Below are 22,452 nucleotides of genomic sequence, written 5' to 3'. Positions count from 1 at the left end.
GACCACACCTTCATGCGCTTGCTCAATAGGTGCCGCCATGCTTCGCTTTGGTTGAATGCCGTTGGCGGACAGGCGTGTCGCGGTGGCTATGCCGGCCGTCGCGCGACACTGCGTGCCAGCATTGCCGACGAGCCCAGGAAGATCCCCAGCAGCAGGCCGATGCCCCAGGTCAGCGCGGGGTTTGGGAATGCCTGGTGCTCGGGGACATAGACTGGCCAGATCATCGAGGTCTCGTAGGTGTAGGTAGGACCGAGTCGTTCGACGAGATCGTTCTTCGCCTGCCGCAGGCCACGGATCTCCTCTTCCTTGTTGGATAGCAACAGGCTCGCGAGCATCGGATTGGCGGGATCCTTGCCCTCCGGGCCGCGCGGGCTGCCCGGCTGGGCCGCTTTCCTGTACCGGGCCAGATCGGCCTGCGCGGTCTGCAGGTCGCCCTCGATCCTGGCGAGGCGTGCTCGCGCCGACGCCAGCTGTACCTCTTCGAGAGGCTGGTGGATTGCGTGCAACCTGGCCACGGTCGCGCTGGCGAGCTCGCCAGCCTGCCGCCGGGAATAAGACCGCACGCTCAATCTGATCAGCGGACCCGCGTAGGGCAGCGGGTCCAGCTTCAGACTCTTGCGGTAGAGGCCGGCCACGGGCGAATTCGACGCGTAGCCTGCACTCTGTAACACCTCATTCTCAAACGGCACCAGCTGCAGGCGCTCCAACACCCGCTGCAGCGGTTCGATCTTCGGATCCTGTCCTGACGGTGCCGCTCCAACCTGTCCGATCTGGATCCAGGCGGTCGCCTCCCACTGGCGATTCACCAGGTGCGCGAACGCATAGGTGCAGGCCAGGGTCAGCACCAGCACAAGCACGAACCACTTCCACTCGCGGGCAAAGATCCGCCACAGATCGACCAGATAGATCTCATCTTGTTCCATGGTTTTGTACTCGCTGGAGAGACAGTGAAGGCGTGGCTTGCGCGGTCACGGCAGTGCTCCCTGCCCTTCGGTTCGGCAGCCATGCCGCGAACAGCTGCAGGAAAAGACAGACGCCGACGAAACCGGCATTCGTCCACGTGAAAGCCTGTGGGGCGAACGGCGACATCACACACACATAGGACATGCGCAGGAAAATCAGCAGGGAAAACAGCGACACCCTCGGGTGTAGCCGCTGCACGCTCCACAGCAGCATGGCGTACAGCGCGAACACCGAAGCCATCGCACCGTAGGGCCCCAGCGCAAGCAGGAACGGAAAAAACTCCGTACCCACGTTGATGTTCGGCGCATCGAGCGGGATGCCCGTTCCAGCCGTCACGACGGAGCCGTGCAGGGGCACGAGCTGGTTGACCAGGAAATCCGCGTTGACGTAATGCTTGGCCAGCATTGCGCTGAAGTTGTAGGGGCCTGCGCTGCCGTACAGCAGCAACCACTTGATGCCCTGCGGCGCGGCGCGGTACATCGCGCTGAACGGCAGCGTGACGTAGTCCAGCGTGCCGGAGCGCACGATGCCGAGGATCGAGAACACGCTGACGCCCGCCAGCGCCAGCGCGCCTACGGCTTTCCACGGCAAGGGCTTCTCTTGGTCCCGCCGCAGCACGATCAGCAGCGCGAACGAGAACACCACGGCAAACAAGCGATTGCGATCGATCACCAGCACCGGAAACACGAAGCCGACGACGATCAGCAAATTGCGCAGCCAGCGCCGACGTGCACAGAGCAGACCGATCGGCGGCAGCACCCAACACATGTTGGAGACATGCCGGATGTGCTCGCGGCCGCCCGCCATCGAGGCATAGGCCGAGGGCTTGTTGAACAATGGAATCGGAAACAGCACAAGGTCGAGCACGCAGAACAGCAGGATCAAACCCGCGAGGCCCAGCGCCACGAAGGACTCGCGGGTGCCGTCGTAGTGGCGTGCACGGAACTGCACTGTTGTCGGGATGCGCAGACCCGCCTGCACGTCGAGGAGCACGATGGCCGACGCGGTCACCACCAACAGGAGCAGGCCCTCGAGGTAGTCGACCGGCAATTCGTAGGTGAACAAGGTCAAGCCGCAAGCCAGCAGGATGGGGAGTCCCAGCCAGGTAGAGGGCAGTCGCAACAGCCGGTTCATGTCCTCTCCGTGCGCGGTCCCGCTGACCGTAGCGTTGCCATGACGACCAGTACGAGATACGCCGTCAGGTGACACAACAGCGGCCAGGGCCTTCGTTCCAGGAACGAGACCTTGGCGTCGATGTAATGCGACTGTGCCCGCAGCAGAGTCCGGTACGGCTCCTCGAACAGGCCTAGCCGGAACATCGCCACCCGCCGCGACTCGGCCAGGTTGGCTATGCGGGCTCCCTTGTTCCGCGTCTTGCTCACGTTCGACTCGTGTATGCGATAGGCACACACGCGGACATCGATGAAACCGATCCCATCGCGGGCCGCCAGGCGCAGGAACAGGTCCCAGTCTTCTATGCGCAGGCCTTCGCTCCAACGATCGGCGATATCCAGCGCGCACTTGCGGAGCAGGACCACTGGACCGCCGATGGCCCACTGCCGGATCACCGCGCGGCGGATGCCATCATCAGTGAGATAAAGACTCTTGTCGGCGCCGTGCAGGTCGCACATGCCGCTGTCGTGCAGCTTGTGCCCGTCGCGGTCCACGACCAGCGAGTCGCCGATCACCGCTATCTTGTGCGGATGCTTGAGCAGGTAGGCGACCTGCGCACCGAGACCGCCGGGCAACAGGTAGTCGTCGCTTGCACCCGGTCGCAGGAACTCGCCGTTCGCCCGCGACGCCAACTCGTTCAGGGTCGCGGCGGTGCCGCGATGCTCCCGCTGCACGTACGCGACGGGGATGTCCGTGCGATGCCTGGCCACCCAGTCGTCGATGCGCGCACCGGTGCGGTCGGTCGAACCATCGTCGATGACGATGAGCTCCTTGGCCGGATAGGGGTCGTCCAGGACGCTGTCCAGGCAACGCCACACATAACGCTCGTGGTTGAACGCGGGAATCAGCACCGAGACCAGCGGTGATGTCACGTCCGGCGCTGCGTCATGGGCCGTCATCACACCCTCTCCAGGTAACGCCGCACGACCAGCACATTGAAGGCGAGGTAGCCGAGATAGTTGGCCACGAAGGCGTACATCGCGCCGACCAGGCCGAAGTGCGCGGTAAACATGTAGACCAGCGCCAGGTAGCTGCCCGCGAACGCGCACTCGGAAACCACGAACAGCCGCGTCATGGCCTTGGCCAGCATCACGTAGGAAAGGATGAAGGACGCGATCTTGACGACGTCGCCGGCCAACTGCGGCCCATACAGCGCATTGGCAGGCACGAAGTCCGCGCTGAACAGCAGGCGCGTGACCCAGTCGCGCAGCAGATACACCGCCGCCGCCAGGCCGACCACCACCGGCAGAATGTAGCGGTATGCGTTGCGCAGTTCGGTCACCAGCGCGTCGCGCCCCTGGATCGACGCCAGCTTGGGCAGGTAGTAGATGTTGATGGCCGCGGTGAGGAACAGCAGGTAGGCGTCCGACACCTTGCTCACCGCCTGCCAGTAGCCGACCTGCTGCCAGCCGAGTTGCAGCGCGAGGTGGTCGCGCACGGCGATGTTCACCAGCGGCGGGACCAGCGCGGCGGTGAGGGTCATCACCGAAAAAGCTGCGAGCCGCAAGGTCATTTCGCGGTCGAAGCGCAGCCGCAGCATGCTGCGCCGGAAGTACGGGCTGCGCCACCACGCCGGCAGGCCGACCACCAGCCACAGCAGCTGGCCCACCACGATTGCCAGCAAGGCACCGTACAGCTGTAGCCAGTGGGCCAGCCAGATCACCAGCACGCTGCTGAGCAGCGAGCCAAGCACCTGGATCAGCGCCAGCCGGCGTACGTCCATGAAGCCGTTGATCACGGCCAGGATGTAGTTGACCAGCGCAATGCCAAGCTGGGCCACGGCGAGCACGCGGATCAGGCTCGCGTAAGCGACATCGTCCAGCAGCCACTGCGCCAGCTGCCGGCTGAACTGCAGCGCCAGAAGGGCCATCAACACGGAGGCACACAGCGCATACCCCAGTGCAGCCGCCAGCAGGCGCGCCAGGCGCTGCGAGTCCTGCCGGTATTCGGCGACGTACTTCACGATGCCGGCGCTGATGCCGCCGCCGGCCAGCACGGCCAGCAGCGACATCAGACTCATGAACTGGCCGAGCTTGCCCACGCCTTCGGGCCCGGCCAGCCACGCCACCAGCTTGATCACCACCAACGCCGCCAGCAGTCGCGCCGCGGTGGCGATCGAGGAATAAAAACCGGCGTGCGCGATGTTCATGGCGGACATTCGAACGCGTTGCAGGCATCGATCACGCGTTCCACCGCGACCGCGCCGAGGCTTGGGCCCAGCGGCAGGCTCAACACCTCCTCGTGCAGACGTTCGGTGACCGGCAGTCGTATCCCGCGCAGCCCGGCGTATGCCGGCTGGCGATGCGGCGGCACCGGGTAATGCACCTGGCTTTGCACGCCCAGCGCCTGCAGGTGCCGCTTCAGCGCGTCGCGGCGGCGGCAACGCACCACGAACAGATGCCAGGCGTGCCGTTCCTTGGCCACCACCTTGGGCAAAATGATGTGCGGATGGTGGATGCCTTCGCAATAGCGCTGCGCCGCGCATCGGCGCCGCGCGAGATCCTCGTCGAGACGGCCCAGCTTCACCCGCAGCAGTGCGGCCTGGATCTCGTCCAGCCGGGAGTTGACGCCCCGGAAAAGGTGGCGGTATTTCACGTCGGAACCGTAGTTGCGAAGCGCCGCGACGCGCTCCGCCAGTCGCGCGTCGCCGGTGACGACCGCGCCGCCGTCGCCCAGGGCGCCGAGGTTCTTGGCTGGGAAGAAGCTGAAGGCCGCTGCATCCCCGAACGCGCCGGCCTTGTGCCCCCAGCCCGTCGCGCCATGCGCCTGCGCGGCATCCTCGATCAGCAGCAAACCATGCCGCCGCGCCAGTCCGGACAGCGCCGGCATGTTGGCCAGCTGGCCATACAGGTGCACGGCCATGATCGCGCGCGTGCGCGGCCCGATCGCCGCCGCTACGCAGGCCGGGTCGAGATTGAAAGTTGTCGGATCGGGTTCCACCGGCACCGGCACCAGCCGGCTCCCGCTGATGGCGAGAAAACTCGCAATGAAGGTGTTGCCGGGCACGATCACCTCATCACCCTCAGCCAGCGCACCCAATCCCATGTACCCGCGCAGAATCAGCGCCAGTGCATCGAGTCCGCTGCCTACGCCCACCGCATGGCGCACGCCGCAATAGGCCGCGAACTCGCGTTCGAAGGCAGCCAGCTCCTCGCCGAGCACATAACGCCCCGAATCGATCACCCGTGCGGCTGCCGCTTTCAGCTCGTCGACATAGTCCGCATGGACGTCCTTGAGGTCGAGGAACGGCACCTCCAACCGCCCGGTGTCCATCACAGCCTCCACTCGTAGAAGTCGTGCACGATGCCGCGCGCGCCGAAGTATTCTTTCTGCGTGATCAGGCCGCCGTTGAGCACCCTGCCCTCGTGCTCGGTGGAGATGCCGAAGCTGAAAAAGCTGCGGCTCGCGTAGATGCCGCCGATCAGTTCCGCCAGCAGCAGGCTGAGCGCGTTCAGGCGTCGTCCCTCCTCCGATGCGGCCAGGTACTGGGTGTGCACGGTGCGACCGAAGTCGTACACGAGGACGCCCGCCAGCAAGCTCTGCTCGCGGCGCGCCTCGTACAGCACGATGTGTTGCGGAAAGCGAGCCTGCAGCAGGCGCAGTTCGGCGAGACTGTGAGTTGGTAGGACGTCGTGCCGGTGCAGCACTTCCGTCAGCAGCGCGTGGAAGTCCGCCGGGTCCGTGCCGGTCTGCAGGCCGATGCCGGCCTTGCGCGCCTTGTTGACCGCATGCCGGCGGCCTTGCGCGAAATGAAATGCCTCGTGCAGCGCGATGACCGAGGAGAGGTCGCGGCGCCGCAGCTGCGCACCCAGACGGTGCAGGGCATACAGGTCTTCCTCGGCCGGATAGGCTTGGAAGATGTGCGGCGCCGCCTTGTAGATCACGCGCTCCACCCCCAGGGCGCGGTAGTGGTCGGCGATCTGCCCGAACACCGTCAGCGTCGATTCGGCACGCAAGGCGTGCGTGGCAATCAACCCGGCGTAGGTAAGGCCACCGTGGCTGGTCACCACCGTGCCGAGGATGTTCGCCGGGAACACCGCGACGGCTTCGCCGTGCCGTTCGACGATCAACGACTGGTCGACGAAGCGGTTGGCGTGGTAATCCATGTAGCTGCGCCGGTGCAGCAGGTTGCCGTTGCGTGACCGCTCCACCAGCGCATCCCAGGCACGCGCGTCGGCCGTGACGTAGGGCCTAACCGCGAACATGCGCGCCACCGTCGAACCACGTCGCGTCGGCTTCGGCTACGCCGAAACCGTCCACTCCCATGTCATTGCCGTTGTAGAACATCAGCAGCTTGCCGCGCTGGCGGATCAGCGCGGGATAGCAGAGCGTGCGCGAATCCCAGCCACTGGCGGACAGTGCAACGCCCAGCATCCCGTCGCGGCGTTCCCACGCGATGCCGTCGTCGCTCACGGCGACGCCGGGGAAGTATTCGCCGTTCACATTGCCGCGCGTGAAGTACATGACATAGCGGCCGCCGAAGCGGTACACGCGCGGCCGGCCGATGCGGTACTCGCTCCCTTGCGGCTGCAGGCAGACATGATCCGTACGCGGAATCGCGGCGAGGTCGGCCGTCTCCGCATAGCGGATGTGATAACGCGGAAACGGCTGGCCGCCGATGCTCTCCCAGTCGTCGCCCACCGCGTACCACAGGCGCCAGCGGCCGCCTTCGTACATGGCCGAATGCACCGCGCCGATGGTGCTGCGACCGGGTGCGCGATCCAGAATGGGGGTTTCCTGGGTGCGCCGGAAGCTGTTGCCGCCATCGCGGGAGACAGCCAGGCCGGTGAAGGCCAGGAACTTGGCCCTGGCCACGCGCTGGAAGCCGACATAGAACAGGTGCAGACCGTCCGTCGCGTCGACGAGGTCGCCCAGGATCGTGCCGTTGTCGTCGAAGCAGCCGGCCCGCCCGATGTCCAGCACCGGCTCGGCGCTGACCCGCACGATCGCCGCGGGATCGTCCGCCCGCACGTCAACGTAACCAATGCGGCTGACGCCGTCGGCATCGCGGAACCCCGCGTAGACGCGGATGAGCCCGCCGTCGATCCGGTACGGCGTCGGCGTGAGCGCCGAGTGCCGCATCCAGCCACCCACGCCCTGCCGCGCGGTATCGAAGACCAGTCCTTTCTTGGTCCATGTGACCATGCGCCCGTCAAAGCCTCACGTCGAGACTCGACCGGTCGGGTACTGCATGCGCCGGTGAGCCGACGTAGACCCGCCCCGGCTCCGTATCGCGGGTAACCAACGCTCCGGCACCAATCACGTTGTCGGGAGCGACTTTGACGTGGTCGTTGAAAGTGCTGTTCACGCCGACGAAGCTGCTCTCGCCGATCTCGCAGTAGCCTGAGATAACCGCATGCGAGGCAACGAACACGTGGTCGTGCACGACCGTGCGATGCCCGACGTGGTTGCCGCTCCACAGCACGCAGTTGTTGCCGATCCGCACGAACGGCTGCACCACGTTGCCCTCGAAGATGAAACTGTTCTCACCTATCTCGGCGTTGCGCCATACGAAGGCGTGCGAACTGACGTATGTGGCGAACCGGTAGCCGCGGCTCTTCGCATCGCGATAGAGGCGCGTGCGCAGGCGGTTGAGCTGGCTGGCCGGTATGGCGACGAAGACGTCAAACTCCGCCGGCGGGTAGCTCGTTTCCAAAGTCTCGTATGCCACCACCGGCCGGCCGGCCAGTCGCGCCTGCGCGATATAGTCGCGCTCGACACTGAAGGCGGCTACGTCATGTCCGCTGTCGTATTCGAAGTATTCACAGGCGATTTTCGCGAACTCGCCCGCACCGACGAGGACTAGAGGCCTTGGCATGCCACCATGCCCTCCCGGTGCACGGGGCTGCAGACTTCGCGCAGGAAAGCGGCGTAGTCGGTAATGTAGTCGGACGGGTCGTACAGATGATCGGCCAGCACCATCAGTACGCAGTCCTCGCTGAAGTCGTATAGCTCACGCCACACCATGCAGCCGAGGTGCAGACCGTACGAGGGATCATCGAGCACGACCTCCACCGGGCCGCTGCCATCGTCCAGCAGGAAGGAGACGGAGCCGCGCACGGCCACGGCCAGTTGATCGAGATGGCGGTGCGCGTGCCGCCCCCGGCGCACACCGTCATGGGTGGCGTATAGGTAATACACGCGCCGGATCACGAACGGCACGTTCCGACCCTGTTCCAAGGCGATGAGCATGCCGCGATCGTCGCCATGTTTCTGCAGCCGGATGCGTTCGATTTCCATATATTGAACCAGCCCCTAAGTTCAGGGATGCGGCCTACGACACCTATGTGTCGTCTGGTTGACGAAAGGTTGTGCCGCGACCACGAGAGGCCAGGCACGAACTTCGTTCCTCATGGCACTTTGGCCCGCGCGTGTGGCAGACGGCCGCAATCGGCAGCGGTGGCCTGGCGCCCTGCTCCGGACATGGCCGAGGCACACCAACGGGTCGTCGAGATTTCCGCCCTCGTCGGCTGCCGGATGCAACCTTTCATCGCTCAACCGGCACTCTGCATCGCAGGACTCCTTGAAGCCTCACGCGCATGAGCCTCGCTTCGGCATGAAGCATTCGTGCGGACATGCGAGAGATCAGCTGGATGACGACAGCGCGCAAAGATATCCGGGGTCTGGAGAGGGAGCAGCGAGCCGTGCGCCTGAAGCGGTTGCTGGCGGCATTGCTGGCCATGATCGCCGGCTTCGGCAACGTGCTGCTGTGGTCATCCAGCGCGCAGGCGCAGCAGCGTGCCGGCACGAACACTGACCAGGCCGCCACGCATCAGCCATCCCGCCGGCTGAGCGAGGCCGATATTGCACGCATGTTGCCGGCCACCGACATGGGGTCGGGCGTGGCGATGCACCAAGGTACGCATGCGCATGCGTTTGATGAAGGCCCGGCCACGCCGTTCGATGCGGCCTCGATCCCGAAGAATCCGTTGGCGCCGGACGCGGACGCGATCGGCGCGAAGAGTTGCGCGGCCTGCCATGCGCTGGAGAGCATGCAGGCTGCACACAGCCTGCACGTCGCCTCGTTCCGCGCCGGCGGCGCCGGCGCCGGACCGCAGGCTGCCTGCGAGGCATGCCACGGCGCGGGTTCGGAGCACGCGAAGAATCCCGCGGCACCCGGCCTGATCATTGCTTTCACGCACGACGCCGGGACGCCGGTCGACACCCAGACACGCACCTGCCTGAGCTGCCACGCCGGCGGCGCGCGCCAGCACTGGACTGGTTCGGTGCACCAGGAGCGCGGACTGTCGTGCACCGACTGCCATGACCCCATGACGCGGCTGTCGGCCGAAGGCGTGCTGGCGAATGATTCCATCAACCAGGTGTGCGCTACCTGCCACCAGGACATCCGCGCCCAATTCAACCGCCGCTCGCACATGCCGCTGCCAGAGGGGCAAATGTCCTGCGTCGACTGCCACAACCCACACGGCACCATCACCCAGCCGCTGCTGAAGACCGGCACCGTCAACGCGACTTGCGAAACCTGCCACGCCGAGAAGCGCGGCCCGTTCCTCTTCGAGCACGCACCAGTGGCGGAGAACTGCCTCAACTGCCACACGCCGCACGGCTCGAACCAGGAGAACCTGCTGGTCCTGCCGGTGCCGATGTTGTGCCAGCAATGCCACACGAACACCGATCACCCCAACGACCTGCTGACGCGCCAGAGCCTGCGCGGCGGGCTGGTCCCGGACGAGCGCGTGATGGGGCGTGGCTGCCTGAGCTGCCACAGCAATATCCACGGCTCGAACAATCCCAATGGTGCCAAGTTCCACCAGTGACCCGCCATCCGGCGAAAGGCGGAGAACGATGCTCAAGCACAGACCCATGGCCACACTGCTTGGATTGGCACTCGGCGTCGCCGGCCCCGCACTGGTGCTGGCGCAGAGCGATTCCAGCGATACCCAACGTGTAGGCAATACCCAGTTCGGCAACAGCCTCGATCCCACTGGCTGGGCGGTGTTTGACACGCCGGATCCGGCCGGCATGTCCTACCTGCATGCCGGCCAGCTGCGCACGCCGACCGGCGTGCTCTACCCCTGGCCCCGTCAGATACCCGACGAGGCCAAGCTCGGCAGCAGCGACTGGACGTATGCATGGCTGGCGGAATTCGGGTACCTCCACGCCAGCGGCGACCGCAACGACGAATTCTTCCGGATGTATTCGGGATGGAAGAACGGCGCCGCGCTGGGCATGCTCGCGTTCTCCGCGCTAAACCGGCGGACCGGCCAGTACGTCGAGTTCCGCGGCAGCCGGATCAGCAGCCAGGATCAATACTACCGCCTGCGCACCGGCCGCTACGGCGACTATCGCATCGAGGCGTTCTACCAGGACATCCCGCATACCCTGAGCACGACGGCCTATCCGCTGTGGAATGGTGTGGGTTCCACCACCCTGACCCTGCCCAACGGCCTCGTCACCGGCAGCACGCCGGCACAGGTGCAGGCCATCGAGGCGAACCGGCCGCGCCGGACCTTGTCGATGACGCGCCAGAACGAAGGCGTCAGCTGGGAGGGCGCACTGGCCCGCGAGTGGATCGGCTACGCCGGCGTGACCAACGAAAACCGTACCGGCACGCGCGACTGGGGCGGCCCGATGTACCTGACTTACTTCTTCGTCGCCCCGGGGCCGGGCGGCCCAGGCACACCGAGCCTGCCAGGCACGTTCGGCGGGCAGTACGAAACGGTGCGGCCGGTCGACTTCACCACCACCAACGTCGACCTGGGCCTGCGCAACAAGGGCGGTGCCTCGGGCTGGCTGATCAACTTCACCATGACCGGTTCGTTCTTCCGCGACCACAAGCGCGCCTTGGACTATGCCGTGCCTTTTGCCGTATCGCCGGGTTTTACCTCGGCGGTCACCGGCGGCTCCTGGTCGCTGGAGCCGGACAACAACTACTACCACGTGCGGCTCGAGGCTTCGCACCCGCTGAAGCTCTGGCACGGCGAGTTTTCCGTCTCGGCGGCCTACAGCAGCATGCGGCAGAACGATGCGCTGCAGGCGCCGCTGAATCCGATGTATTGCCCGAGCGGACAGTACCTCGGCACGACCGGCATTGCCTGCGCGGACTGGAATACCACGGCCGCGCTGTCGCGGCAGGATGGTGATGCGCGCATCGATGCCGGCCTGCTCAACCTGCGCCTGGATTTTCATCCCACCGCGAAGCTCAGCTCGCACCTCGACCTGCGCCAGCGCGATGAAAACAACATGACGCGCTACACCATGTACAACCCGTTGACCGGGCAGTACGGCTACGTTCCCGAGAACGGCGCGCAACCGATCGTCACCGGGCAGACCAGGCTGTTCCAGCCGGGCAGCCCGCTGTACCAGTCGAACTTCGCGCAGATCGCCAGCATCCCCTTCAGCTACAACGACCGCAAGACGGAACTGGGTGGCAGCTACCGGATAAACCAGGACAACACGCTGGGCGCGAATTATCTGCTCGACCAGCAGACACCCCGCCCGCGCGAACGTAGCTATATCAACGACCAGCACGTCAGGCTGAGTTGGGATGCCAAGGCCTTCGGCAATACGACCTTGCGTCTGAGCTACGAATACCAGAAGCGCACCGGCGGCCCCTACACCCCGAATCCGTACCTCGGCGCGTATTCGCCCTCCATGCCCGGGTACCTGCAACCCGCGGTGGGCTATACCGCGTTCACCGTTGCCCAGATGTACAAATACGACATGAGCAACCTCGAGGCGAGCAAGCTCAAGGCGATCCTGACCATACCGCTGGGCACCACGGCGACCTTCAGCGCCACGCTGTATGGCAACCGCAACCACTACGGGGCGGACATCGGGCGGCAATCCTTCGACACGACCGGCGCCGACCTCTCCTGGGACTGGGCGCCGGGCGCGGCGACCTCGGTGAGCGCCTATGCGGGTATCGACTCGAGCCGGCTCAAGCAGGGCAACGTCAACGACAATGAAGCGCTGACCTTTTCCTCGCCAGAACAGGCCAACCCGCAATTCGGCGGCCCGTTCTTCCCGTATGCCAATTTCTGGACGGCGACGCACAACGAGCGCAATGTCGACGCCGGTGCGCATTTCAGGCACAGCTTCTCGCCACGGGTCAGGCTCGAGCTCGACTACGACTACACCTGGTCGCGTGGCCTCGACAGCTACGACTATGCCAGCCTGGCGGCGATCTCCACAGTATATCGATCAATACTGACCGCGGCGGATGTCGGCAACGGTTTCCCTGCCCGGGTCTATCGCATGCAGGCCCTCACGACCCGTCTGAACCTGGCACTGACCCGGAAACTGGGCGTGGCCCTGTACGGGAAATACGAATTCGGCAATTACGCCGACTGGCACTACGCCGGCTTCGACGTGCCTGCCGACCTGATCATCGGCAATCGTGTCTTCACCGAGCTTGGGCCACAACCGCATTGGCACGCCCTGTTGCTGGGCGCCTTCGTGACCGTGAAGCTCTGAGGGGAACGCAGCGATGTCTACCATGCATCGTTTTCTTCACCTGTTGGCGGTCGCCGTGCTGTGCACGCCTGCATTTTCGACGACCGCAGCCGACGGAGCTGCGGCGCGCAAGCCGGCGGCGTGGGTCGATCTGCGCGGGCAGCCGCCGATTACCGGCGACGTCCGGGCCGGCCAGGGCAGATCGGTCGTCTGCGCGGCATGCCACGGGCCGCAAGGCCTGGCCGTGGCACCAAATTTCCCGCATCTGGCCGGACAGTCGGCAACCTATCTTTACGTGCAACTGAAAACCTTCAAGGGCGGCCAACGCAGCGACCCGGTCATGAGTGGCCAGGCCGCCACGCTGAGCGATGCGGACATGCGTAACCTGGCTGTCTACTATGCCTCGCTAGCGGCCAAACCGGATGGCCACGCCGATGCCGCTTCCCGTGGCGGGCAGCTCTTTCTCAACGGCGACCCAGCCCGGGGCATACCTCCCTGCCAGGCCTGCCACGGCCCAGCCGGGCACGGACCAAGGATGTATCCCGGCAATGCGCCACAGCCCCCCTGGTCAACCTTCCCGCGGCTGCACGGCCTGTCCGCCATCTACGTGACCAAGGCGCTGGGCGATTTCAGGGACGGGGCACGCAGCGGCACCAGCAACGCGCTGGTCATGCGCGGCGTGGCACAAACACTCGACGATGTGGACATTCAGGCGCTGTCGAGCTACATCGCAACGCAATGACCCGGCATGTCCCGACCAGCGCCCCACCAGGTGGGCACTTCCTTGCGTCTGACCAGGCTGGTCCTGCTCATGAACTCCACCACTTGGTGCGGACTGCCATCAGCGAAGCCACCGCTCAGGATTCGCGCTAGGCTCCACCAACGTGGAAACCGCCCAGGCGGCTTGGGTCAGAGCAACCAGCCCATGAATCGATTCGAATTCGGCTTGGTATTGCTGGCGTTGGGTACCTGCCTTCCGTGGGGATTGCATGCCCAGTCGATGGGTTTTCGCGGCGCCTTGGCGCTCAGTTCGCAACTTGTCGACCGCGGCCAGGCGATCACCGCCAATACACCGATCCTGCAGGGAACCGCCTCCTGGACCTCGCCGACCGGCTGGTCGCTGGGCCTGTCGGCAGGTACCGGGTTGCGCACGCCGGGCCATCTTGCCGAAGCTGCCGCCCAAGCCTCGCGCTACTGGCCACTGTCCAGTGCCTGGCAGATGCAAACGGACCTGCTCTATTACCGCTACTCCGGTGGGGCCCGCATGCGCAGCTTCGACCGGGCCGAGGTGGGCGTCCACTGGATGTACCGCGACGTGTTGACTTTCGGTTTGTCAGCCGTGCGCGTTCTGGGCACGGGGGATCACCGGTTGCATGGCGTGGCCGACCTTGATTTCCACTGGCCGTTGCCAAGGCATCTCTACCTTTCCGCCGGAGCGGGCATTGTCCAGACCCCCGCCTTGCCCTACCGCACTTACGAGTACGCAAGCCCTGGGTACGAACACGAGGCCGCGAACTCCTACCGCTATGGACATGTGGGCTTGATATGGGCCGTGGGGGACTGGCGTGCAGAACTCGAGCGCATCGCGACCGGTCCCCGTATGCGCCGGCAGCGGGGCGTTCCCGGCGCAGCGCCGTGGGTCGCGACGGTTTCGTGGTCTTTTTGATCCGGAGGCAACCTTTTCGCTCCCGCGGGGTACGCACGAGAGCACAGTCGATAGCCCATGAACGAAGCCGACACCGACGCTGATGTCATCGACCGCATGTTGCTCCAGCGCATGGCGATGGGCGACCGCGCCGCATTGGCGACGCTGTACCGCAGTTACCATGGCCGACTGTGCCGCTTCCTGTCCCGTCTCACCCGACGCAGTGACGTCATCGAAGAGGTCGTCAATGATTGCTTCTGGATCACCTGGCAGAAGGCGCGCGAGTTCCGCGGCGACTCACGCGTTTCCACCTGGATCATGGGCATCGCCTACCGCTGTGGCCTCAAGGCATTGCGGCAACACGGCGACGAGCCAGTCGAATACGAAATGCCAACCGACGAGCGCCTCGCGTCCAACAATCCAGACGAGGACCGCGAATTGCGCGACTGGTTGGGCAAAGGGCTCGAGCACCTGTCGGCAGATCAGCGTGTGGTGATCGAGCTGGTTTATGGCGTGGGGCATTCGCTGGACGACGTCGCGGCCATCATGCAGTGTCCCCTGGGCACGGTGAAAGCGCGACTGTTCTATGCCCGGGTCAAGCTTCGCAACGTGCTGCCCGCCCTGGCCGGCAACCCGGCCACCTACAAAGAAAGTGCGTCATCATGACGACCACCGGGAACTCCGCCACGGATTGTCCGCACGCCTGGGAACTGATGTACTGGGTGCTGCAGGACAGTGCCTCGAAGGAACAGGCTGCTGAGCTGGAGGACCACCTGGCTGGCTGCGCGTCGTGCCGTGCCGAGTTGGCGCAGCAGAGCCGCCTGCGGCTCGCGCTGTCCCTGCCGCCCGACCTGCCGCTCGACGCGGAGGCCGGGTTGCAACGCCTGATGGCCCGCCTCGATGTGTCCGACCCACAGAAAGTCCCCCGGCAGGCACAATCGAGGGCGTGGTTGGTGCGGGCACTGGCCGCTGCCGTGCTCGTCCAGGCGATCGGCCTCGGCGTGCTTGGCGTCAAGCTGGTCTCCGTCGAAAATCCGCCGTACCGCACGCTCAGCGAGGTGCTGCCGGCTACACCGCCCGGCGCGATCCGCGTGGTGCCCGATGCGGGCATGACACTGGCTGAATGGAATACCTTGCTGCAGACACTGCATCTGCAGGTGGTGCACGGCCCCAATAGCATTGGAGCCTACACGGTAGTGCCGACGGACGCCGCGGTGACGGCCGGGCAGGCCCTGTCAAAGCTCCGCGCCGCGCGTGGCATCCGTCTGGCCGAACCCGTCAGCACCACGCCATGAGCGGGCGTACGCTTGTGCTCGTCGCACTGTTCATCGCCATGGGGGTGGCCGTGCATAGAGCAATGGCCAGCGACGGACGCCCTGGCAGCGGAAACACACCGGTCATGACGGTGTCGTCGATGGATGCGCACCGCGACATCGTGCTGGCGATCGACAACCAGTTGGAGCCACCCTCGACGCGCGGTGGCTCCAGCCTGCTGGGGTATACCCCATCCGCACGTTATGGTGCCGGTCAGCGTGCGCTGTCCGTCATGGATGCGCTGAAACAGCGCTATGCCCTGCGCGAGATTGCCAGCTGGCCGATCAAGCCGCTCGGCCTGTACTGCGCCGTGTTCGAACCCCCGCCCGGCCGGACCCGGGACGATCTGCTCAGGGTGCTCACCGCGGACGCGCGGGTGCGGCTCGCGCAGCCGTTGCAGGATTTCGCAGTCTATGCACAGCAGGCCCCGCCTGCGCGCCAGTACAACGATCCTTATGTGGATCTCCAGCGCGGCTTCGTCGATACCGCCGCCGCCCGCGCCCATGCAATCAGCCAAGGCAATGGGGTGGATGTCGCGATCGTCGATACTGGCGTGGACGTACGCCATCCCGAACTGCTGGGGCGCGTTCATGACCAGCACGATCTGGTGGACGATGGCAACCGCGCGTTCGACGCCGACCCGCACGGCACCGAAGTGGCGGGCATTATCGCCGCCGACGGCAACAACCACCAAGGAATCGTAGGCATCGCCCCCGAGGCCACGCTCAGCGTCTACAAGGCCTGCTGGTACCCTCCGGTGCCAGGCGGCGGCGCGCGCTGCAACTCCTTCACCCTGGCCAAGGCGCTGGCGGCGATCGTCGATACCCGCGCCCGCATCGTCAATCTGAGCCTCGGCGGTCCGGTCGATCCACTGCTGCACATGTTGCTGACGCATCTGCTTGAGAATGGACGCATCGTGGTGGCCGCCATGCCTCCGGACGGGACACTCGATGGCTTCCCCAACGACGTGCCAGGCGTCATCGTCGTGCGCGTAGCCGAAGCAGCGGCAGCCCTGCCTGGGGTGTTGAGTGCCCCTGGAGAGGACATCCTCACCATCCAGCCCAGCAACGGGTACGACTTCGCCACCGGCTCGTCCATGGCTGCCGCCCACGTGAGCGGCATCATCGCCCTGCTGCTCGCGCTCGCTCCGAAACTCGACGCGCACAGTGTCCACGATCTGCTGCGGGACAGCAGCAGGGTATCCGACGGCATGCTGCAGGTGAATGCCGCTACAGCGGTGGAGCGATTGCGTGGTGAGCGGCGACGGCGAAACACACCTCAGGGCCAGCAGCCGGGCGGCTAGATGTGACGGTGCAAGCCCGCTGCCCAACGTCGCCGCCTACGCCTATTCTCACCCGGGTAGTGTGCTGGGCAGGATGGATAAGTAGCCCCATCCGAAGCCGAGGAAGGCTGTTGATGGCACCTAGGGTCCTTCGGCGATCGCCTCATCGTGAACGCCGAGACGGCAGCCTCGGGCGCCCTTCAAGCCAACGGGGATTACGCCGCTGGACAGCTACGCCCTGGTCGTCAATGACGCCGACGCGAACCAGAAGGCCGGCGATGCGTTCCGCCATCACTTCGCGGAAGGGCGTGTCGAGAAGATCTTGCCGACGTCAGCCAGCGAGGACTCCGGCTGCTTCGGCGCGGAGTGGAAGGTGCCCTCGGTGTTCTGGCTTGTCGGCGGCACCGACCCGGAAACATATGCGAAGGCGAAGACGGCAGGCGGGCTCAACGACATCCCCATCAACCGCAACCCTCGCTTCGCGCCAGTACTCCAGCCGACCTTGCGCACTCTGGCGTCGAGACGCTGGTGGTCGCGACGCGCGCATGGTTGGCGGGAAAGTAAACCTGCCGACGTCGGTACTGGTCCAGTCGCCGCCAGGCGCTGCCGGTTATGGATTGAAGTTATTCTGGTAGCCGAATGAGCCGCGACGACTCCTGTCGCAACCAGCATCACCGGTGAATCGGCAGGGCACGGCGCTGCTTCTGAAAGGCATGAATGGAGCGTATCGATGATTGAACTCATCATTGCCCAGCGCCGACGCGACCTGGGCGCCTTCGAGGTCGGCCGCGTGCTGCCGTTCGCGAAGCGTCGCATGGTTGGGCCGTACGTCTTCTTTGACCGCATGGGCCCGAAGAACCTTGCGCCCGGACTGCCGCGCGAGGCCGACGTGCGCCCGCATCCACACATTGGCCTGTCGACAATCACCTATTTGTTTGATGGCCAGATCATGCATCGCGACAGCGTCGGCTCCGAGCAGGCGATCCATCCCGGCGAGGTCAACTGGATGACCGCCGGTCGCGGTATCACCCACTCCGAACGCTTCGAACAATTGCGGGCCAAAGGCGGTCCGTTCGACGGTATCCAGGCCTGGGTTGCGTTGCCTGAGGAACGCGAGGAAATGGACCCGGGTTTCTGGCATTACGCCCGCGACGTGCTGCCCGTGTTTGACGGCAAGGGACTCACTGGACGACTGATTGCCGGGCGCCTGGCCGGCATGGAGTCGCCAGTGCGGGTCGATTCGCCGCAGTTCTATGTGCATTGGGAGCTTCGTGCGGGTGCTCGCGCCGCCCTGCCGGCGGAGTACAGCGAGCGCGCGATCTACGTCGTCAGCGGTGAAGTTGAAGTGGATGGCCAACGCGTGGAGGTTGGCAGCATGGCAGTACTGGCGCCTGGCAACGTGGTGACCGTGGCGGCGCTTGGCGACGCCGTCGTCATGGCGCTCGGCGGGGAGCCGGTGGGGCTGCGCTACATCGACTGGAACTTCGTATCGTCCTCGAAGGAGCGGATCGAGCAGGCGCGGGCCGACTGGGCGGCAGGGCGGATGAAGCTGCCCGACCTCGACCATGGCGAGTTCATTCCGCTGCCGCCCAAACTTGGGGCCCTGCCCGAGCCGATGTCCTGAGGCTGCACGCAACCAGCCGCCAGTCACCGATACGCGGTCTCGGTACCGCTGCCACGCCTGGTGACGGGCGATCGCTGCTCATCCAAGTGGCCGTCGGGTCGCCCCTGCCGGCTCAGGAAATCGCGGTGGGCGTATTGAACGGCAGCAAGCTCGCATCCAGCGGCTGCAACGCCGCAGCGGCCTGGGCGAGGGTCGCCTCATCGCCATCAACAATCACCAACACGTGGCCGCTGGCAATCTCGTCCTCGAACTTCTGGCGGACGGTATCGGGCACCGACGCGCCCGCAAGCATCCCAGCCCAACTACCCACCGCCGCGCCGCCGAGCGTCAAGGCGGCGACCCCGGCAAGGGTCAGTCCGAGCGGCGGTATCACCATGGCCGCGAGGCCGACCAGCAAACCACTGCCCGCGCCACCGACCACACCTTTGAGCGCACCTTGCGCAAAGTCGGAGCGATGCTCGATGTGCGCATTGTCGATCTGCGTCAACTCGATGTCCTGCCGTGCAATCAAGGAGATGTCCTCGTCACTCATGCCGATCCGGCGCAAGGTCGCGACGGCGCGCTCCGCCGTCGCGATGTCCGGTGTGCTGTAGACGTGCCGTCTCTTCATCTGTCCTCTCCAGGCGAACCTGGCAAGACGATCTTGGCGGCGTACCGGTGACTTGGGCGTGACGGAGGCTTTATGGCCCGCGGCCCGCGGCCCGCATCACGTCAGCCGCGCCGGCGCGCAGCTGAATCGCAGGAACGCCTCCGCACGTGACGTTCACGACGCCGCAGGAATGATAATTCGGCGAACGCGCATGACGGCGTTCGTCTGCCGATCCCGATCACGCGATCGGTCGCCAATCCTTTGAACACGGAGAAGACCATGCGCACCCATATCCTGCGAAACAGCCTCGTCGCCAGCGCACTGGCATGTGCGTTCACCGCCCTGCCCGCGACGGCGACGTCACCGCTGCCGGTCAGCGTCGCGCAGGCGGACCAGATGCATGAAGCGGACAATCAGACTGTGCCGGGCAAGGTTGATGACGGCTGGATCACCACGAAGGTGAAATCCAAGCTTGCTGTCGCCAAAAACGTGAAAGCCACTGACATCAGCGTGGAAACCAAGGACGGTGTAGTGACCTTGACGGGCACCGTGCCAAGCGCGAGCGTCAAGAGCCACGTCGTCCGGGAGGCGCATTCGGTCAAGGGCGTCAAGAGCGTAGACGCGACCGGACTCGTGGTGGGCGGCTGATCGAGCGGGATCCGATCGCGAGCCGGTCGCGTTCGGACGGATTCGCCAGCAAGACCCGGGGCAGTCACCCTGCCCCGGCTTTGGTGCTTGCGTCCTGATCAAAGCTGCCTCCGGCACGCACTACATTGACATCGCATGCACTGCGCGGCTGCGAGACTCCCCTTACCCCAGCCTCCACGCAGTGTGGATTGGGGAGGCCCGGATCGAACTGGTTGCGGACGCATTTATTGGTTGCATTGCCCACACAAGGAATAGGCCATGTCAATTTCACTGCTCGTGATCATCGTGCTCATCATTTTGCTGATTGGCGCCCTGCCCTCATGGGGCTACAGCCGCTCATGGGGTTACGGGCCAACCGGTGGGATCGGGCTCATCCTGATCATCGTGCTCATCCTGCTGTTGTTGGGCGTCATCTGACCGACACTTCCAGGCCGCTTGCCCACGGGCGGCCTGCGCTGCACGTACGGAACGCGAGGACCGTCATGCATTTGATCATGCGCAGCAGCCGCGCCAGCGCGATTCAAGCCGTGACGGCCGCCCACATCAGTCCACCCAGGCCGCCCGCGCCGCCATCGCCGCCAGGGCGGCCCCAACCGCCCGCACCTGAACACCTCCCGCCCAATGATCCGGCTCCTCCGCCGCGTCCGGATCCGACAGATCCGACACCTGGCCCGCAGCTCCCCGAAATTCCGGTGGTCGATCCACCGCATGGGCCGGTCGTGCCCGAGCCCAGGATGTGTCGCGACCAGCAGCCGATAGCGCGGTTGCCGGAACGCGACGGGTAGCCAAAAAAAACCGACTCCAAGGGCAAGAGTCGGTTTTTTACCCCGCGACTGGCGCGCAACAATCGCTGCAACCATTACCTGCCCGACAGGGACGCCGCTCGTTCCGCTCGCCGCTCAATACCGTTTCTTGGTATCTTCGCGCGCCTGGTCGGCGGCCTTGCCCACTGCTTTTTGCACCTTGCCGGCGTTTTTCTCGATGTTGCCGCTGACTTCCTTGGCCTTGTTGCCCGTCAGTTTGCCTGCGCCTTCCTTGATGGCGCCCTTGACTTCATGCTTCGTCCCTTCGGTTCGATTTTTGTCCACGCATGGTCTCCGCTTTGGGTCGCCGCGGCTGTGCGGCGTATCCATTTGTACCCATGCACCCGTGCGCGCGGCGTGAACCCGAAAGGCGGGACGCCGCGGCGTGGCCAGGCCCCTCAGTTGCGTGGCAACGTCGCGTCGGCCTGAACCGTTGCCAGACGCATGCGCAAACGCCGACGCAGGCCGGGATCGCTGTTGTCGCTGGCCAAGACCAGGGATCGAAAATCGCGGGCGGGCAATGTAAGCCGCAGCTGCACCCAGCCACCCAGCGTTCGAAACGACGCCAAGGTCGCCACGACTTCGTCCGCCATGGCGGTGTGCAACGTCCATTGGCCGTCTGCGCCCCAGCCTATGGTGAGTGTGGACGCGTGCTGCAACCGGTACTGCGTGCGCGCGGTTGCCACGAGCACCACTACCGCCAGCGCTACCCTCCCCCACCACGGCAACGCGCTCAAACCGATCGCGGTCAGCGCCAGTCCGGCGATGCCAAGACCTGCCCAGCGCAAGCACGCGGACGGCCGATACTCAAAGGCGATGGCGGGCGCGGATGTCATCGATGATTGCCCGCCAGTCGGCGCGTGGCACCCGCGCATAGCCCATGACCCAGTCCCACAAGTCGGGATCCTGTTGGTCCAGCAAGGTATCAAAGGCCGCCTGCTGTGCGGTATCGGCAGCGTCGTAGCGCTCAGCGAGCCACGTACCGAAGAGGATGTCCAGTTCCTTGGTGCCGCGTCGCACGCGCCAGTCCAGGCGCTTGCGGCGTGCGGCGCTGCTTGTATCTGGCGTCATGGCCCCAACTCCATCGACGTAGCGTGGGATGACTCCGAACTGGCGCTCGGGGTTCAACCGCGACGCGCGACCATCATCTTCTTGATCTCGGCAATCGCCTTGGCCGGGTTCAAGCCCTTGGGGCAGGTGCGCGTGCAATTGAGGATGGTATGGCAACGATACAGCTTGAACGGATCTTCCAGATCGTCCAGGCGCTCGTTGGTCGCCTCGTCGCGGCTGTCGATCAACCAACGATAGGCCTGCAGCAGCACGGCTGGTCCGAGGTAGCGATCGCCGTTCCACCAATGGCTGGGGCAGCCTGCCGTGCAGCACGCGCAAAGGATGCACTCGTAGAACCCGTTGAGCTTTTCGCGCTCGGCCGGCGACTGCAGGCGTTCAGTCGACGGCGCGGGGCTTTGCGTGCGCATCCATGGTTTGATCGAGGCGAACTGCGCGTAGAAGTGCGTGAGGTCCGGCACCAGGTCTTTGACCACAGGCATGCTCGGCAGGGGGAAGATCTTGATGTCGCCATCGAGATCATCGATCGCCTGGGTGCACGCAAGCCAGTTCACCCCATTGATGTTCATGGCGCAACTTCCACATACACCTTCGCGACACGAACGACGCAGCGTGAGCGTGGCATCGACCTCGTTCTTGATCTTCAGCAAGGCATCCAGGACCATCGGCCCGCATTGCGCGGTATCCACTTCAAACGTGTCGATGCGCGGGTTCTGCCCGTCGTCCGGCGACCAGCGATAGATATGGAACGTGCGCGGCTTGCTTGCGCCAGGTGCCGGGTAGGTCTTGCCGATCCGCCACTTCGAATTCTTCGGCAGGGTGAAATTGGCCATGCGAGATGCTCCTCAAGCCGCGCGTCGCAAAAGATCAGTTCCCGGTCATGGCGCGCGCAGCGCGAGAGCAACCATGACCTTCTAGCCACCTGCC

24 protein-coding genes are annotated in these 22,452 nt (G+C 65.1%); 10 read left to right on the top strand and 14 right to left on the bottom strand.

Going from position 1 to position 22,452, the window contains the following annotated elements; translation table 11 throughout:
• Positions 1-86: 86 nt before the first annotated feature.
• From AC3WJB_RS11630 to AC3WJB_RS11590, 9 genes are read right to left on the bottom strand one after another with little or no spacing between them, the layout of a single operon-like run.
• Entirely contained in the window at positions 87-923 is an 837-nt protein-coding gene (locus AC3WJB_RS11630; RefSeq protein ID WP_492681685.1) for a Wzz/FepE/Etk N-terminal domain-containing protein, read from the bottom strand.
• Positions 910-2,097, bottom strand: a complete 1,188-nt coding sequence (locus tag AC3WJB_RS11625; RefSeq protein WP_492681683.1) for a hypothetical protein — start codon at positions 2,095-2,097, stop codon at positions 910-912. The genes AC3WJB_RS11630 and AC3WJB_RS11625 overlap by 14 nt, the downstream gene beginning before the upstream one ends.
• Entirely contained in the window at positions 2,094-3,035 is a 942-nt protein-coding gene (locus AC3WJB_RS11620; protein WP_492681681.1) for a glycosyltransferase family 2 protein, read from the bottom strand. The genes AC3WJB_RS11625 and AC3WJB_RS11620 overlap by 4 nt, the downstream gene beginning before the upstream one ends.
• Entirely contained in the window at positions 3,035-4,285 is a 1,251-nt protein-coding gene (locus AC3WJB_RS11615; protein WP_492681679.1) for an O-antigen translocase, read from the bottom strand. Before AC3WJB_RS11615 ends, AC3WJB_RS11620 begins: the two co-directional genes overlap by 1 nt.
• Positions 4,282-5,394, bottom strand: a complete 1,113-nt coding sequence (locus AC3WJB_RS11610) for a DegT/DnrJ/EryC1/StrS family aminotransferase (RefSeq protein WP_492683188.1) — start codon at positions 5,392-5,394, stop codon at positions 4,282-4,284. Before AC3WJB_RS11610 ends, AC3WJB_RS11615 begins: the two co-directional genes overlap by 4 nt.
• 14 nt (positions 5,395-5,408) lie before the next feature.
• On the bottom strand, positions 5,409-6,341 hold the full coding sequence (locus AC3WJB_RS11605; protein WP_492681677.1) for a GNAT family N-acetyltransferase: 933 nt from the start codon (positions 6,339-6,341) through the stop codon (positions 5,409-5,411).
• Positions 6,328-7,281, bottom strand: coding sequence for a hypothetical protein (locus AC3WJB_RS11600; protein WP_492681675.1), 954 nt, complete (start codon positions 7,279-7,281; stop codon positions 6,328-6,330). Before AC3WJB_RS11600 ends, AC3WJB_RS11605 begins: the two co-directional genes overlap by 14 nt.
• Positions 7,282-7,288: 7 nt before the next feature.
• Positions 7,289-7,954, bottom strand: a complete 666-nt coding sequence (locus AC3WJB_RS11595; RefSeq protein WP_492681673.1) for an acetyltransferase — start codon at positions 7,952-7,954, stop codon at positions 7,289-7,291.
• The gene (locus AC3WJB_RS11590) at positions 7,939-8,376 is read right to left on the bottom strand and encodes a sugar 3,4-ketoisomerase (RefSeq protein ID WP_492681671.1); all 438 of its coding nucleotides are present in this window, start codon (positions 8,374-8,376) and stop codon (positions 7,939-7,941) included. The genes AC3WJB_RS11595 and AC3WJB_RS11590 overlap by 16 nt, the downstream gene beginning before the upstream one ends.
• A gap of 404 nt (positions 8,377-8,780) precedes the next feature.
• Here AC3WJB_RS11590 and AC3WJB_RS11585 point away from each other — a divergent pair, with 404 nt between their 5' ends.
• From AC3WJB_RS11585 to AC3WJB_RS11550, 8 genes are all read left to right on the top strand, one after another.
• Positions 8,781-9,914: a DmsE family decaheme c-type cytochrome gene (locus tag AC3WJB_RS11585; protein WP_492681669.1), complete on the top strand. Its 1,134-nt coding sequence runs from the start codon at positions 8,781-8,783 to the stop codon at positions 9,912-9,914.
• Between the two features lie 46 nt (positions 9,915-9,960).
• Positions 9,961-12,573, top strand: coding sequence for an MtrB/PioB family outer membrane beta-barrel protein (locus AC3WJB_RS11580; protein WP_492681667.1), 2,613 nt, complete (start codon positions 9,961-9,963; stop codon positions 12,571-12,573).
• A gap of 22 nt (positions 12,574-12,595) precedes the next feature.
• The gene (locus AC3WJB_RS11575; protein WP_492681665.1) at positions 12,596-13,294 is read left to right on the top strand and encodes a c-type cytochrome; all 699 of its coding nucleotides are present in this window, start codon (positions 12,596-12,598) and stop codon (positions 13,292-13,294) included.
• Between the two features lie 183 nt (positions 13,295-13,477).
• Positions 13,478-14,218: a TorF family putative porin gene (locus tag AC3WJB_RS11570; RefSeq protein WP_492681663.1), complete on the top strand. Its 741-nt coding sequence runs from the start codon at positions 13,478-13,480 to the stop codon at positions 14,216-14,218.
• 57 nt (positions 14,219-14,275) lie between these two features.
• A complete protein-coding gene (locus AC3WJB_RS11565; RefSeq protein ID WP_492681661.1) occupies positions 14,276-14,863 on the top strand; it encodes an RNA polymerase sigma factor in 588 nt (195 codons plus the stop codon).
• Positions 14,860-15,492 (top strand): anti-sigma factor family protein, encoded by a 633-nt coding sequence (locus AC3WJB_RS11560; protein ID WP_492681659.1) that lies wholly within the window; start codon positions 14,860-14,862, stop codon positions 15,490-15,492. Before AC3WJB_RS11565 ends, AC3WJB_RS11560 begins: the two co-directional genes overlap by 4 nt.
• Positions 15,489-16,814 carry a S8 family serine peptidase gene (locus AC3WJB_RS11555; protein WP_492681657.1) on the top strand — a complete coding sequence of 442 codons (1,326 nt, stop codon included), beginning with the start codon at positions 15,489-15,491 and terminating at the stop codon, positions 16,812-16,814. The genes AC3WJB_RS11560 and AC3WJB_RS11555 overlap by 4 nt, the downstream gene beginning before the upstream one ends.
• Before the next feature lie 709 nt (positions 16,815-17,523).
• Positions 17,524-18,417 carry a pirin family protein gene (locus AC3WJB_RS11550; RefSeq protein WP_492681655.1) on the top strand — a complete coding sequence of 298 codons (894 nt, stop codon included), beginning with the start codon at positions 17,524-17,526 and terminating at the stop codon, positions 18,415-18,417.
• Between the two features lie 112 nt (positions 18,418-18,529).
• Here the strand turns inward: AC3WJB_RS11550 and AC3WJB_RS11545 are convergent, their stop codons facing one another.
• Positions 18,530-19,027, bottom strand: coding sequence for a hypothetical protein (locus AC3WJB_RS11545; RefSeq protein WP_492681653.1), 498 nt, complete (start codon positions 19,025-19,027; stop codon positions 18,530-18,532).
• Between the two features lie 258 nt (positions 19,028-19,285).
• Between AC3WJB_RS11545 and AC3WJB_RS11540 the strand changes: the two genes are divergently transcribed.
• Positions 19,286-19,654, top strand: a complete 369-nt coding sequence (locus AC3WJB_RS11540) for a BON domain-containing protein (protein ID WP_492681651.1) — start codon at positions 19,286-19,288, stop codon at positions 19,652-19,654.
• A gap of 258 nt (positions 19,655-19,912) precedes the next feature.
• Positions 19,913-20,071, top strand: coding sequence for a DUF3309 family protein (locus AC3WJB_RS11535; RefSeq protein WP_492681649.1), 159 nt, complete (start codon positions 19,913-19,915; stop codon positions 20,069-20,071).
• A gap of 482 nt (positions 20,072-20,553) precedes the next feature.
• Here the strand turns inward: AC3WJB_RS11535 and AC3WJB_RS11530 are convergent, their stop codons facing one another.
• The 4 genes from AC3WJB_RS11530 to AC3WJB_RS11515 form a co-directional block, all read right to left on the bottom strand.
• The gene (locus AC3WJB_RS11530) at positions 20,554-20,742 is read right to left on the bottom strand and encodes a CsbD family protein (RefSeq protein ID WP_492681647.1); all 189 of its coding nucleotides are present in this window, start codon (positions 20,740-20,742) and stop codon (positions 20,554-20,556) included.
• A gap of 113 nt (positions 20,743-20,855) precedes the next feature.
• Positions 20,856-21,293, bottom strand: coding sequence for a protein YgfX (locus AC3WJB_RS11525; protein ID WP_492681645.1), 438 nt, complete (start codon positions 21,291-21,293; stop codon positions 20,856-20,858).
• The gene (locus AC3WJB_RS11520; protein WP_492681643.1) at positions 21,265-21,528 is read right to left on the bottom strand and encodes an FAD assembly factor SdhE; all 264 of its coding nucleotides are present in this window, start codon (positions 21,526-21,528) and stop codon (positions 21,265-21,267) included. The genes AC3WJB_RS11525 and AC3WJB_RS11520 overlap by 29 nt, the downstream gene beginning before the upstream one ends.
• A gap of 53 nt (positions 21,529-21,581) precedes the next feature.
• A complete protein-coding gene (locus AC3WJB_RS11515; protein ID WP_492681641.1) occupies positions 21,582-22,358 on the bottom strand; it encodes a succinate dehydrogenase iron-sulfur subunit in 777 nt (258 codons plus the stop codon).
• Positions 22,359-22,452 lie beyond the last annotated feature (94 nt).

The organism is Rhodanobacter sp. FW510-R10 (genome assembly GCF_058781105.1).
This window is presented reverse-complemented; position numbering and strand designations above follow the sequence as displayed.